Source organism: Paenibacillus sp. cl141a (assembly GCF_900109305.1).
In the GTDB taxonomy this organism is placed as follows: Bacteria; Bacillota; Bacilli; order Paenibacillales; family Paenibacillaceae; genus Paenibacillus_AQ; species Paenibacillus_AQ lautus_A.
In genome coordinates this window covers 588,949-602,160 of sequence record NZ_FNZO01000004.1, presented here as the reverse complement: position 1 = coordinate 602,160, position 13,212 = coordinate 588,949, and the positions used below count along the sequence as shown (strand labels likewise).

11 protein-coding genes, 8 tRNA genes and 1 rRNA gene are annotated in these 13,212 nt (G+C 50.8%); all 20 read left to right on the top strand.

From position 1 onward, the window contains the following. A 23S ribosomal RNA gene (locus BMX45_RS15360) occupies window positions 1-79 on the top strand; the annotation flags it as partial. Window positions 80-157: 78 nt separating this feature from the next. Next, window positions 158-249: transfer RNA gene (locus tag BMX45_RS15355), tRNA-Ser, on the top strand. Window positions 250-282: 33 nt separating this feature from the next. After that, window positions 283-359, top strand: a tRNA-Met gene (locus tag BMX45_RS15350). A gap of 9 nt (window positions 360-368) precedes the next feature. Beyond that, window positions 369-444: transfer RNA gene (locus tag BMX45_RS15345), tRNA-Val, on the top strand. A gap of 25 nt (window positions 445-469) precedes the next feature. Next, window positions 470-545 (top strand) — tRNA-Thr (locus BMX45_RS15340). Window positions 546-558: 13 nt separating this feature from the next. Continuing rightward, window positions 559-635: transfer RNA gene (locus BMX45_RS15335), tRNA-Asp, on the top strand. Window positions 636-842: 207 nt separating this feature from the next. Continuing rightward, window positions 843-915, top strand: a tRNA-Phe gene (locus tag BMX45_RS15330). Window positions 916-927: 12 nt separating this feature from the next. Beyond that, window positions 928-1,013 (top strand) — tRNA-Tyr (locus BMX45_RS15325). A 7-nt stretch (window positions 1,014-1,020) separates the two neighbouring features. After that, window positions 1,021-1,093 (top strand) — tRNA-Lys (locus BMX45_RS15320). A 152-nt stretch (window positions 1,094-1,245) separates the two neighbouring features. Then, the gene (locus BMX45_RS15315; RefSeq protein ID WP_090910396.1) at window positions 1,246-2,460 is read left to right on the top strand and encodes a PucR family transcriptional regulator; all 1,215 of its coding nucleotides are present in this window, start codon (window positions 1,246-1,248) and stop codon (window positions 2,458-2,460) included. A gap of 108 nt (window positions 2,461-2,568) precedes the next feature. Continuing rightward, complete coding sequence (locus BMX45_RS15310; RefSeq protein WP_012818391.1) at window positions 2,569-3,693, top strand: ABC transporter ATP-binding protein; 1,125 nt, start codon at window positions 2,569-2,571, stop codon at window positions 3,691-3,693. 526 nt (window positions 3,694-4,219) lie between these two features. Beyond that, entirely contained in the window at window positions 4,220-5,158 is a 939-nt protein-coding gene (gene hprK / locus BMX45_RS15305) for an HPr(Ser) kinase/phosphatase (protein ID WP_009595669.1), read from the top strand. 21 nt (window positions 5,159-5,179) lie between these two features. Further along, the gene (gene lgt / locus BMX45_RS15300; RefSeq protein WP_090910395.1) at window positions 5,180-6,319 is read left to right on the top strand and encodes a prolipoprotein diacylglyceryl transferase; all 1,140 of its coding nucleotides are present in this window, start codon (window positions 5,180-5,182) and stop codon (window positions 6,317-6,319) included. A gap of 7 nt (window positions 6,320-6,326) precedes the next feature. Next, entirely contained in the window at window positions 6,327-6,977 is a 651-nt protein-coding gene (ppaX, locus tag BMX45_RS15295) for a pyrophosphatase PpaX (protein WP_036663929.1), read from the top strand. Window positions 6,978-6,990: 13 nt separating this feature from the next. Then, on the top strand, window positions 6,991-7,497 hold the full coding sequence (locus tag BMX45_RS15290) for an acyltransferase (protein ID WP_090910394.1): 507 nt from the start codon (window positions 6,991-6,993) through the stop codon (window positions 7,495-7,497). A gap of 180 nt (window positions 7,498-7,677) precedes the next feature. Further along, entirely contained in the window at window positions 7,678-8,904 is a 1,227-nt protein-coding gene (locus BMX45_RS15285; protein WP_090910393.1) for an acyltransferase, read from the top strand. A gap of 349 nt (window positions 8,905-9,253) precedes the next feature. Then, window positions 9,254-10,447, top strand: a complete 1,194-nt coding sequence (locus tag BMX45_RS15280) for an ATP phosphoribosyltransferase regulatory subunit (protein ID WP_090910392.1) — start codon at window positions 9,254-9,256, stop codon at window positions 10,445-10,447. Window positions 10,448-10,501: 54 nt separating this feature from the next. Then, entirely contained in the window at window positions 10,502-11,143 is a 642-nt protein-coding gene (gene hisG / locus BMX45_RS15275) for an ATP phosphoribosyltransferase (RefSeq protein ID WP_012818397.1), read from the top strand. 114 nt (window positions 11,144-11,257) lie between these two features. After that, window positions 11,258-12,541 (top strand): histidinol dehydrogenase, encoded by a 1,284-nt coding sequence (gene hisD / locus BMX45_RS15270; RefSeq protein WP_090910391.1) that lies wholly within the window; start codon window positions 11,258-11,260, stop codon window positions 12,539-12,541. Window positions 12,542-12,606: 65 nt separating this feature from the next. Continuing rightward, entirely contained in the window at window positions 12,607-13,212 is a 606-nt protein-coding gene (gene hisB, locus BMX45_RS15265; protein ID WP_009595657.1) for an imidazoleglycerol-phosphate dehydratase HisB, read from the top strand.

Below are 13,212 nucleotides of genomic sequence, written 5' to 3'. Positions count from 1 at the left end.
GACGAGGTAGATAGGTTGGAGGTGGAAGTGCAGCAATGCATGGAGCTGACCAATACTAATCGGTCGAGGGCTTATCCAAAAATATTTCAAAGTGCAAATACCGTTTCGTATCTAGTTTTCAGGGAATCAATCTCTGTAACTGCATACAAGTTATGATGGAGAGATACCCAAGTGGCTATAAGGGGACCCTCTGCTAAGGGGTTAGACTGCGTAAGCGGTGCGAGGGTTCGAATCCCTCTCTCTCCGCCATTTGAATAACTTGGACGCAATGAGGTTTTATATGGCGGTGTAGCTCAGCTGGCTAGAGCGTACGGTTCATACCCGTGAGGTCGGGGGTTCGATCCCCTCCGCCGCTACCATACATACCTGGAGGCTTAGCTCAGCTGGGAGAGCATCTGCCTTACAAGCAGAGGGTCGGGGGTTCGATCCCCTCAGCCTCCACCATGTATTATTTTCATTATCTTACCATGCCGGTGTAGCTCAATTGGTAGAGCAACTGACTTGTAATCAGTAGGTTGGGGGTTCAAGTCCTCTCGCCGGCACCATCTTTAATAATGCGGAACTGTGGTGTAGAGGCCTAACATGCCTGCCTGTCACGCAGGAGATCGCGGGTTCGAATCCCGTCAGTTCCGCCATTATTTTACAAGCTTCAGGGATGAGAATCCATAACCGGGTTCGTCGGAGCATATCTTCGTTAGCACAGACTTCGCAGTCTCGAACGAAGAGAGAGCATCCCGTCAGTTCCGCCATTATTACTCCTAAGGAATAAAAATGGTCGGTTTTCCACAAATTAAAGTGGGAAGTGTTGCACTCCGCACTTTATTTTAATGTTATTCATGTTTGGCTCGGTAGCTCAGTCGGTAGAGCAGAGGACTGAAAATCCTCGTGTCGGCGGTTCGATTCCGTCCCGAGCCACCTTTATATTTTGGAGGATTAGCGAAGTGGCCAAACGCAGCAGACTGTAAATCTGTTCTCGTCCGAGTTCGGTGGTTCGAATCCATCATCCTCCACCAGTAATAAGAGCCATTAGCTCAGTTGGTAGAGCACCTGACTTTTAATCAGGGTGTCGAAGGTTCGAGTCCTTCATGGCTCATCCGAAAGGGTCGTCAACGTTGTTGACGGCTCTTTTTGTATTGTTTTTACTGAACTGTTTCCCAAGGCGCACGGACTTAAAGAGAAGGAATTGTCGTTTGTGCAGGATGATATGCTAAAATAAGAAAAAACGATAAAGTGGTGGAGTCATCAATGGTGGAGATGGAGCATATCGTTCAGAAACTGGAGCAGACCTTGGGTACCTCACTCGGCTTAAAAACATTGAATGAGCAAGAATCGCTATGGCTCACGGAAGCGATGGCGATCACCTCGCGGTTCGGTGACCGGTTTGGTCGTGAAGAAAGCGCTACAAGTTCCATTCGCCGTGGAGAAAGCGTAAGCTCAAACACAACACGAATGATTGATGGTGCCTATGTGCATAAGGAGCTTGGTGAGATTTGGTTTCCCGTTAATCAACAGGATCCGAGCCGGGTCCTCGTGGCGGATTCCAATGCCTTGACGGAGTCGGAGATTGGGCTTGTCGCTCTTTTATTGGCGAGCCTTCAGGAAGCGCCTTCAGGCGCGATGTCAAAGAATGCAGCCAAGGTTGAAGAAGAACGGCGCGCCCAGCAGTTGGGCGGTTGGTTGAAAGAGCGTCTTCAAACCGGCGAGTTGCTTGCTGAACTACCGGATGAGATGCAGATTCGGACAAGCTTGACGGAGGAAATGGTCCCCTTTCTCCTCATTCATGAGAGCGAGCATGCTCCCACGCCAAGTTATAAAGCGCTGCTGCGGTTGTTGCGCAGTTATTTTGACGGGGATATCATTCTTGTGCCGCTGCTGGATAAGGAATGGATTATCCTGGCCGATCAGGAGCTGCTGGGTGGCATAACGACGGATGATAAAGAGGAAGCATCCTCGGAAGCCGATCAGGACTTGCTGTCCTTATTCTGTATGGGGCTGTACGAGCTTATTTCAACGGAATGGGTGGGCGATTTTCATATTTCGGCGATCCCGGCAGTCAATGCGCTTCATGCTTTGCCGCAGACGGTTGGCATGTTGCGAGAGACCATGACCATTGGGCGTACTTTTCAGGTCAAGGAGCATATTCATCTGTCGACCGGTCTTCATCTGGAGCGTCTGGTTTACAGCATCCCTGAGTATCAACGGAATCAATTCCTGCGGGAGTACGCTGCCGGCCATACCGACTTATTTGAGGACAGTGAGACCTTGTCGACGCTGGAGTCTTTTTTTGAATTGGACTGCAACGTGAGCGAAACGGCCAAACATCTATATATTCACCGGAATACACTGCTATACCGACTGGATAAGATCAAACAGGAGACGGGGCTTGACGTTCGCAGCTTCAGTGATGCGGTATTGGTGAAAATAACGCTTCTATTGTATAAAGTGACGAAAAGGAAATAGGTTTTTTGTGCAGATTGTGTATAGCAAGTCAGGTGCCTATGGGGTAATATAAGATTATAAATTAATTGTATTCGATTTCATAACATTCATATGAGGGGGCAAATGCACATGGCTGGTGTACGCTTAGAGCATATTTACAAAAAGTATGCAGGTGCGGATAAAGCAACTGTAATTGACGTTAATTTGGATATTAAAGATAAAGAATTCTTGGTATTGGTAGGTCCTTCCGGTTGCGGTAAGTCTACGACACTTCGTATGATCGCAGGTCTTGAGGAAATTTCCGAGGGTAAACTTTACATTGGCGACCGCGTTGTTAACGATGTAGCACCTAAAGATCGTGACATCGCGATGGTATTCCAATCCTACGCCTTGTATCCGCATATGAACGTATATCAGAACATGGCATTCGGTTTGAAACTCCGTAAAGTGAAGAAAGACGAAATCGATAAGCGTGTACGTGAAGCAGCGAAAATCCTGGATATCGAGCATTTGCTCGAGCGTAAACCGAAAGCTCTTTCCGGTGGTCAGCGTCAGCGTGTTGCCTTGGGCCGTGCGATTGTCCGTGATCCGCAAGTCTTCTTGATGGATGAGCCGCTTTCCAACTTGGATGCGAAACTCCGCGGTCAGATGCGTGCTGAAATTACTAAGCTGGTGAAGCGTCTTGAAACCACTTGTATCTATGTAACGCATGACCAAACAGAAGCTATGACGATGGGTGACCGTATCGTTGTTATGCAGGATGGCATCATTCAACAAGCGGATTCCCCAGAACAGCTGTACAACAATCCGAACAACCTGTTCGTTGCTGGTTTCATTGGTTCCCCAACCATGAACTTCATCAACGGCAAATTGTCCGAGCAAAACGGTGGCGTATACTTCACTTCCCAGGGCTTGAACGTTCAAGTTCCAGGCGGTAAAGCACAATTGCTCAAAAATAAATCCATGATTGGCAAAGAAGTCATCATGGGTGTTCGTCCGGAAGATATTCATGAAGAGCCAGTATTCCTGGAAGCTTCCCCGAACACAATCTTCACAGCGAAAGTGGACGTAACCGAGAACCTTGGTCACGAAATGCTCTTGTACCTCAGCGGCTTGGGCACCGACACAGTTATCGGCCGTGTAGACGGACGTTCGACTACTCGCGAAGGCGACAATGTGAAATTGGCACTCGACATGAACAAAGTTCATATCTTTGATAAAGAGTCTGAATTGAACGTATTGCTCGAAGATTAATCTTCAGCAATCGAGATCTCTTGAAAACCGCCCCTCAAGGGGCGGTTTTTTTAGGAGAAAAAGACATAAAACTAGGCCGTTTCTGCCCTTATCGAAGGGTTCAGGCAGTTCTAGCAGACGGTAGAAGTGGTCCTAGGATAAAAAGTGTATAAAGCAGACAACCAATTGTCGATATAGAAAGAGAGTTATCTTTAGTAATAGAACATCTGTTTTTTTAGTCGCAGTATGCCGTAGCAGCGTCGTTTCACTCCTGGACAAGTCCAATGTCCTGGAATGGATAGCCGGTTAGAATTGCATTCATTGGCTTTTTTCGATAAGATAAGCACAAAGCAAGGCATACATAAGCTTTGAACGTATGGGTTGTTGGGGCGTATTCCATGAAGCATGACCGACCGCCGGCTAGGCTTGTGACGTCCTATTTAATTCGTAAATTAACCGATCTTCAAATATATCATCCCAAACGAGCCGTGCAGCATGCCGGTTACGTTGTGATGTCAACATACAATGGAAGAAGAGGGGTAAGACCATGGCCAAGAAAGTGAAGGTATCCGAGCTGGTCCAGCAGTTTCAGCTGGAGGTCATCGCAGGTGAGGAAGGCTTGAAACGTCAGATTACAACGGACGATCTGAATCGCCCGGGATTGGAAATGGCCGGTTATTTTGAATACCATCCGCGGGAACGGGTTCAGCTTATGGGGCGCACGGAGCTGGCTTTCTTCGGAATGCTGAAGCCGGAAGAGCGGAAAGAACGCATGCGCAGCCTGTGTACGGAAGAAACGCCATGCATCGTGGTTACGCGTTCCCTGGAAGTGCCGGAAGAACTGGTGGAGCTCGGCAATGAAAGAGGTTTGCCCGTGCTGCGCAGCAGCATGGCGACGACCATCCTGACAAGCCGATTCACGAGTTTCCTGGAACGCAGACTTGCGCCAACGACGACCATCCACGGAGTATTGTGCGATGTGTATGGCGTGGGGATGCTGATCACGGGCTCGAGCGGTATCGGGAAAAGCGAAACGGCTCTGGAGCTCGTCAAACGCGGACACCGCTTAATCGCGGACGACGCGGTGGAGATTCGCCAGACGTCGGATTTTCAGCTGCATGGAACAGCGCCTGAGCTGATTCGCCATCTGCTGGAGATTCGCGGGGTCGGTATTATTAACGTTATGACGTTATTCGGTGCAGGCGCCGTTCGGAATAATAAACGGATTACGCTTGTTGTTCGATTGGAGGCCTGGCAGCAGGATAAACAGTATGATCGTCTGGGATTAGATGAAGAGACAACACGAATTATAGAGACGGATATCCCTCTGGTCACCATTCCGGTTCGTCCAGGACGTAACCTTGCGGTTATTATTGAAGTGGCAGCTATGAACTACAGATTGAAGCAAATGGGACTGAATGCTGCACTGCAGTTTACGAACAAGCTGACGGCAACGATTGCTGAAGATATGGACGATTTGGACTAGGACTAGGGAGGGTTATAAGTGATGCAAACATTGCTCATCGATCCGGTGGCGTTCTCCATCGGATCGCTGCGTGTTCATTGGTATGGCTTGATTTTGGGCCTGGGTGCCTTGGCGGGTCTGCTGCTGGCCATTCGCGAGGGGAAGCGTTTTGGCATTCCGCAGGAATTCTTCATGGATTTGCTCTTGCTTGGGGTTCCTTCCGCTATTATCGGTGCTCGTATTTATTATGTAGCTTTTAAATGGGAAGACTATAAGGATAACTTCCTGGATGTGTTCAAAATATGGAATGGCGGGATTGCCATATTCGGCGCCTTGATCGGCGCCATTATCTGTGCGTTGATCTATGTTCGCCGAAAAGGCTACAACTTCTGGCGGATTGCCGATATCTGTGCGCCGTCCCTGTTGGCCGGCCAGATCATTGGACGATGGGGGAACTTCGTTAACCAGGAAGCCTATGGCGGTCCTGTTAGCGAGTCTTTCTTGCGCGGACAGCTGCATTTGCCTGATTTTATCGTGAACCAAATGAACGTACAGGGCGTATTTCATCACCCTACCTTCTTATATGAATCGCTGTGGAACCTGTTGGGTATCGTCATACTGCTTATCATTCGCAGACAGAAATTCCTGCGGGCAGGCGAACTCTTCATCGGCTACTTCATCTGGTATTCCATCGGCCGGTTCTTTATTGAAGCGGTGCGGACGGACAGCTTGGCTTTCCAAGGCGCCGCAGGACTTGCCGATTTCATTAACAATACGTTATGGGCACCGATGACTTGGATGGGCTTTGAACTGGGCCACCTGGATCCGGCTTATGGCAACATTCGAATCTCCCAGCTGCTGTCCGTGTTGATTGTCATCGGAGGCATCGTGCTGATCATAGTGCGCCGTGTGACGGGCCGCGCCAATGTGCGTTATTTGGACCCGATCGTATCGACGAAGACCGGAGCTGGCCCAACGCCGGAAGCCGATCTTCAAACGAACAAAACCGTCAAATCCTCTGCGCCGGCTCCTGCTAAACAGCATAAACAGGCCGCAGAACCGGAGGAAATGGCGGATAAAGGCGACGTTGCCCAAGCAGAGGAGACAGAAGTCAAATCCTCACCACGGGCAGAAGAAGACACTCCGACAATAAAACCGGATACGGAGGACAAAAAGGAGTAGTTGCAGCATGATCGAAACCGTACTGTTTGATTTGGATGGCACCATTATCGACACGAATGAATTGATTATCTCATCGTTTATGCATGTTTTCGAGGCGCAGGCCCCGGGACCGTTGACCAGAGAGCAGATCATTCCGCATATGGGAACCACGCTGGAACAGCAGCTGCAGGCTTTCTCAGGGGGCGTCGAGGATGTCAGTCCGCTTATCAAAGCCTATCGCTCTTTCAACACGATCCATCATGATGACATGGTCAAACCATTCCCGCATGTGAACGAAGTCGTGGAGCGTCTTCATCGTCACGGGCTTTCGCTCGGGATCGTAACCACGAAGATCCGTCCTTCCACCATGATGACGCTGGAGAAGTACGATCTGGAGCGCTTCATGTCGGCGATTGTTACGGTGAACGACGTGGAGCATCCGAAACCGCATCCGGAGCCCGTTCTGACGGCGATTGAGCAGTTGGGGGCCAATCCGGCCACCACTTTGATGATCGGAGACAGTCCGGTGGACATTCAGTCTGCCAAGGCGGCGGGCGTGAAGGCCGCCGCTGTAGCTTGGTCCCTCAAGGGTGAGCAAAAGCTGATGGAGTACGGGCCGGATTTTATATTAAAGGATATGAGAGATCTGTATGAAATCGTAGGACTTCAAGAGGAATAGGAGTTTTGGCAGCATGGCCAGAAAGATTACCCGTTATCCTGTAGAAGGCCCCAACGCGTTATGGCAAATCTACCGCACCGTGAGCCCGTTCAAGGGCGTCAAGAACTTCATTTTTATCCAGATCGCCCGGTATTGTCCTATCCTGTCTATGAAGAATTGGATCTATCGCCATATGCTCGGGATGAAAGTGGGGAAGCATACCGCGTTTGGCTTGATGGTCATGGTGGATGTGTTTTTTCCGGAGAAAATAACCATCGGCGAGAATTCGGTCATCGGCTACAACACGACCATTCTGGCTCACGAGTATTTAATAAAGGAATATCGTTTGGGTGAAGTGCGGATCGGGGAGAACGTGCTCATCGGCGCGAATACCACGATTTTGCCTGGCGTAACGATCGGAGACGGCGCGGTCGTTGCTGCAGGATCTGTCGTACATAAGGACGTGGCACCAGGTGTTTTTGTAGGCGGGAATCCATTGCGAGAGCTGAAGAGGACATCGACGGAAAGCGAGTCAATTTGAGGTAATGTGACAAGTTAGGTTCTCAAGCTTGCTGAATTGTTGTAGAATGAGTAAAGGATAACCTGACACAAAGCGAACAATAGTCCCCGGGGTATGATGGCCTTGAGGGACTTTTTTGCCAGTCCATTCGCATACATTGACTCTATCAACAAACTCGAAAACAAGGAGGCGACGCCTGACATGGGTGCAACGCTGAACAAAAAGGAAAGGCTGCCGCAGCTCGATATTTACCGTGCACTGGCCATCCTGGGCGTGCTTCACGTTCATGCGACTTCATTTGCAACGGTGGATGCGATTGATTCGCGATTCTATTATATTATTAATTTTTTGAATATCTTCTTTAAATACGGGACACCCTCGTTTATATTCCTAAGCAGCTTTGTGCTGTTCTATAACTATGCGGACCGGCCGCTGACCAAGGACTTGATCAAAAACTTCTACAAACGGCGGCTCTTATACATTTTGCTGCCGTACCTGTTGTTCTCGATCATCTACTTCTTTGTGCGGATGTATCAGAACGGGCTGCTGAACAGCTCGTTTGATCTATGGGCACAGATGCCGCTATTCTTTGAACGGTTGGCTAGAGGGCAGAACTATACGCACTTATACTTTGTATTTATCAGTTTGCAGTTCTATATTCTGTTCCCGATCTTCCTCAAGCTGTTCAAATCCTCCCGGTTTCTCGTAAGGTGGGCGGTGCCGATCGGATTCCTGCTGCAATGGGGCTTCATCATCTGGAACAAATACGAGCTGCAGTACACGTTTAAAGGCAGCTTGGCCATTTCGTATTTAGCCTACTATATGCTGGGCGCTTACCTGGCGATGAATTACGACAAATTCAAGGGTTGGCTGACGTCTTCTTGGAAAAAGCAAACCTCTGGTCAAAGAGCAGGCACGATCGTGTTATGGGCCGGCTGGCTCGCGATGGCGCTGACGCATGTGCAGATTTGGTACAATCAGAGATTGCATGGCGCCAAATATGATTCCCTGTTGTACGAGCTGTTGTGGAATCTGCACACCGTGTTCTCCGCGATTGTGCTGATGCAGCTGGCGAGCTGGCTGTATAGCAGCGGCTGGAAACTCATTGTGAAAGTGCTAACGCGGATTGGCGAGCTGTCTTTCGCGATCTATCTCGTGCACCCGCTCTGGCTGTTCCTGTACCGGGAATTCGATCCGAAGCTGAATCCGGTAACCGATGATTATCTGATCTGGATATACGGCGGGATGGTAACGGCATTGATTGTCAGTGCGTTAGTGGTGCAGACGGTGTTCCGGTGGATTCCAGGGTCGTGGATGCTGCTGGGCAGCGTTCCTCGATCATTGAAGCCATCCTCCAAAGCACCTGCGACACCATCGCAGAGAAAAGACACCGTTACGGGCGACAGCAAGAAATCGGTCGATCTATAGGAACATCAGGCCTAATGTTAAAACTTCTTATCCTTCATCATGAAGCAAAGCCGTCCGGGCTGCCGGGCGGCTTTTTTTGTATTGGCGCTATCCAGATCCATGCAGAGGTTCAGCCAATAGACAAGCAAGCCACGTCGGTCCGTTCTTGTGTTACAATTATACCCAGAAGTTAGGCGGATCTATTGATGCGTAAGGCGGGTACCGTCAGAGAACGATACATAGCAGAACGCATGCGCATGCATTGACGATCAGGCAGGATTCATGGTAATATAGCCAATATCCTTTAATTTATTAGCAAGGTACCACTTTACCATATTAAAGACTTTTACTGAATTTGAGGTGGAGCGTCATGTCTAAACCGAAAGGCTTCGAGAAACCGGCAGGTGTTCGTGATTATCTTCCTCATGCGGTCACCAAGCTGCGTCGGATTGAACGCGAAGTGCTTGCATGCATGGACCGCTGGGGTTACAGGCAGATTATGACACCAACGATGGAATACTACGATACGGTAGGCGTGGCAAGCTCTACGTCGGACCAGAAGCTGTTTAAACTATTGAATAAACGCGGCACGACGATGGTGCTGCGTTCCGATCTGACCGCTCCCATAGCGCGGGTCATGTCCTCGCTGCTGAAGGATGAGCCGCTTCCGGTACGTTTGTCTTACCATGCCAATGTATTTCGCGCCATTGAGGAGGAAGCAGGGCGGGAAGCGGAATTCTTCCAGACCGGCGTCGAGCTTGTGGGCGATGATACGCCGGAAGCCGATGCCGAGGTGATTGCGCTGGCCATCGAATCCCTGAAGGCAGCAGGCGTGGAGAAATTCAAAATCGCAATGGGTCATATGGGTTATCTGAATGGCCTACTTCAAGAAGTGCTGCCGGAACGGAAGGAGGATCAGGAGAGCCTGAAGCAGGATTTGCTGAACCGCGACTACGTTGGATACCGCAACACCATTGCCAGACTGAGCCTGACGGAGGTACAGCAGGATCAGCTGGAGGGAATCCTGAAGCTGCGCGGAGGCAGGGAGATTGCCGGGCAAGCTCTCGAGATTAGCAGCAATGAACTCGCGAGAGCTTCTATCGAGCATCTAAGCAAGGTATGGGAAGTGCTCGAGGCTTACGACGTCTCCAGACATGTTCTGTTTGATTTGACGATGCTCGGAGACTTCTCCTATTACACGGGAATGACGTTCGAGGGTTATGCTGCGGAGCTGGGCTCTCCCGTCGCAAGCGGCGGTCGTTACGACAAGCTGCTTCGGCAGTTTGGCCGTGCCGTTCCGGCAACAGGCTTTGCACTCAAGACCAATCGCATTCTCGATGGGGTGCAAGGAGAGGAGATTGTCGAGGAATTGCCCATTCTGATCCGGTACACGGCTTCCCATCGAAAAGAAGGATTGGCTAAAGCCTCAGAACTTCGGGCGCAGGGACATACCGTCATCACTTCGATCATACCGGATTCGGCCAATGTCCGAGATGCCGAGTTACCCGTTGTATCCGGCAGTCTGCTCAACAGAGGATACCGAGAGGTCATTACCCTTCGATAGGATGCGGGATCTATAACGATAATCATATAAGTTTAAGGTCAGGAGGATTCGAACGTGGCGGAAACGTTGAAAGTAGCGATGCCCAAAGGGCGCATATATAAAAAAGCATCCGCGCTGTTCCGTTCAGCCGGACTTCCGATACCCCTCGACGTGGATGAGACGCGCAAGCTGGTCATTCCCTTGCCGGAGGCAGGAATGGAATTTATTCTGGCGAAGCCGGTGGATGTGCCGACTTATGTGGAATACGGCGTGGCGGATATCGGTATCGTCGGCAAGGACGTGCTGATGGAAGAGAACAAGGACGTTTATGAGCTGCTTGATCTCGGCATTGCGCGGTGCAGGATGTCGGTCATCGGCTTGCCGGACTGGAAGCCGGGCATCAGGCAGCGGGTTGCCACCAAATATCCGAACGTGGCTTCACAGTATTTCCGTGAGCAGGGCCAGCAGGTTGAAGTGGTTAAACTGAACGGTTCCATCGAGCTTGCACCGCTCATCGGCTTGGCAGACCGTATCGTGGATATGGTGGAAACAGGCCAAACGCTCAAGGAGAACGGACTCGTAGAGATGACCAGCATCTTTGAAATTACAAGCCGCCTGATTGCCAATCGTGTCAGTTATCGGATGAAGAATGATGAAATTCAGGCATTGTGCGATCGGCTGCAAACGGTCATTATGTCTGAGGGAGCGAATATCTAGCACTAAGAAATAAGGCACCAACTGGGTGAGCATGGATGATCGAATGGATCATCCTTCATTCATCAAGAAACGCTATGCATGTAACATGATGGAGCGGGATTGGGGGAGATTAAGATGAAGGTAGTATCAGCACGGGACTTTGAGCTGAAACGGGAAAATGATTACGGCACACCAGAGCAGAATGAAGTCGTGAAGGCGATTGTGCGGGACATTCGGTCCGAAGGAGATGCCGCCTTGCTGCGGCATACCGAGCAATTGGACCGTGTCCGTCTGACCGCAGGTCAGCTTCGCGTAACGGATGAGGAGCTCAAGGCGGCTTATGATCATGTGGAGCCTTCGTTCGTGAAGGCGATACAAGCCGCGGCAGACAACATTCGCGCATTTCATGTGAAGCAGAAGCGGAATTCCTGGATGGATCTACAGCCGGACGGCAGCATCTTGGGACAAATCATTCGTCCGTTGAAGCGCGTCGGTGTCTATGTGCCCGGTGGGAAGGCAGCCTATCCTTCATCTGTGCTGATGAACGTGATCCCGGCCCAAGTGGCAGGCGTGCCCGAAATCGTCATGGTCACTCCCCCGGCAACCGGCGGGAAGGATGGAATCAATCCCTATATTCTGGTGGCTGCAGCCGAGGCGGGCGTTACGGAAATCTACCGCGTAGGAGGAGCACAAGCCATTGCGGCATTGGCCTACGGCACGGAGACCATTTCCCCCGTGGATAAGATTTGCGGGCCCGGCAATATTTACGTTGCCCTGGCCAAACGTGAGGTGTACGGCGCAGTCAATATTGACAGCCTGGCCGGTCCAAGCGAGATTGCGGTATTGGCCGATGAACATGCAGATGCTTCGTATATTGCAGCGGATCTGCTTTCCCAAGCTGAGCATGACGAGATGGCATCGGCCATTCTCGTGACGCCTTCCCGAAAGCTGGGCGAAGCCGTTGCCGCCGAAGTAGAGCGGCAGCTTGAGCTGCTGCCGCGGCGGGACATCGCCCGCGCTTCCGTGGACAGCTATGGCGCGGTGATTGTCACGGAATCCCTTCAGGAAGGGATTGAAGTCATTAACCGTTTAGCGCCGGAGCATCTGGAGATTGTGACGGAGGAGCCGATGGCGATCTTGGGCCAGATCGAGAACGCAGGCGCGATCTTCCTGGGACCGTACAGCTCGGAGCCGGTAGGCGATTATTTTGCAGGACCGAACCATATCATTCCGACGAATGGGACGGCACGGTTCGCATCGCCAGTGGATCTGGACGATTTCATTAAAAAATCGAGCTTGATCTACTACAGTAAAGAAGCGCTGCTGCGCGACGGCGAGCAGATCATGGAGCTGGCCCGGCGCGAAGGGCTTGAGGGCCATGCCCGGGCGATCGAAATCCGGCTTAAACAAGAACGATAAGAAATCAGACCACAACAAGCATCATTTGTTCATCATAAATATTCCGTATAGAGGAGGCAATCCACGTGAGCAGTTTGGATGCAGCAGCAAGATCAGCCGGCGTGAGCCGCAAAACCAATGAGACCGACATTGCCCTGGATTTCAATGTCGATGGGACCGGGATCTCGGAATTGGAGACCGATGTGCCGTTTCTGAATCATATGCTTGATTTGTTTACGAAGCATGGCCAGTTCGATCTTCGCGTCAAGGCAAAGGGCGATATCGAGATCGATGACCACCACACGGTGGAGGATATCGGGATTTGCCTGGGGCAAACGTTCCGCGAGGCGCTTGGCGATAAAAAAGGCATCAAACGTTATGCCAGCGTGTTTGTACCTATGGATGAGGCTCTTGCTCAAGTCATCGTGGATATCAGCAACCGCCCGCATTTTGAGTACCGGGCGGAGTATCCTTCGCAGCAGGTAGGCTCTTTTCATACCGAGCTTGTCCATGAATTTCTATGGAAATTGGCGCTGGAGGCCCGAATCACGCTGCATGTCATCGTTCATTACGGACACAATACGCATCATATGATTGAAGCGGTGTTTAAGGCGCTCGGCCGTGCATTGGATGAGGCGACCACCGTGGATCCGAGGGTGACTGGCGTACCGTCCACGAAGGGAGTGCTCTAA

Bases quoted from the DNA above. Each gene is read 5' to 3' on its own strand.
- BMX45_RS15290 (WP_090910394.1), top strand. From the start codon at position 6,991: ATGGCCAGAAAGATTACCCGTTATCCTGTAGAAGGCCCCAACGCGTTA.
- BMX45_RS15285 (WP_090910393.1), top strand. From the start codon at position 7,678: ATGGGTGCAACGCTGAACAAAAAGGAAAGGCTGCCGCAGCTCGATATT.
- BMX45_RS15315 (WP_090910396.1), top strand. From the start codon at position 1,246: ATGGTGGAGATGGAGCATATCGTTCAGAAACTGGAGCAGACCTTGGGT.
- ppaX (WP_036663929.1), top strand. From the start codon at position 6,327: ATGATCGAAACCGTACTGTTTGATTTGGATGGCACCATTATCGACACG.
- hprK (WP_009595669.1), top strand. From the start codon at position 4,220: ATGGCCAAGAAAGTGAAGGTATCCGAGCTGGTCCAGCAGTTTCAGCTG.
- lgt (WP_090910395.1), top strand. From the start codon at position 5,180: ATGCAAACATTGCTCATCGATCCGGTGGCGTTCTCCATCGGATCGCTG.
- hisD (WP_090910391.1), top strand. From the start codon at position 11,258: ATGAAGGTAGTATCAGCACGGGACTTTGAGCTGAAACGGGAAAATGAT.
- BMX45_RS15310 (WP_012818391.1), top strand. From the start codon at position 2,569: ATGGCTGGTGTACGCTTAGAGCATATTTACAAAAAGTATGCAGGTGCG.
- BMX45_RS15280 (WP_090910392.1), top strand. From the start codon at position 9,254: ATGTCTAAACCGAAAGGCTTCGAGAAACCGGCAGGTGTTCGTGATTAT.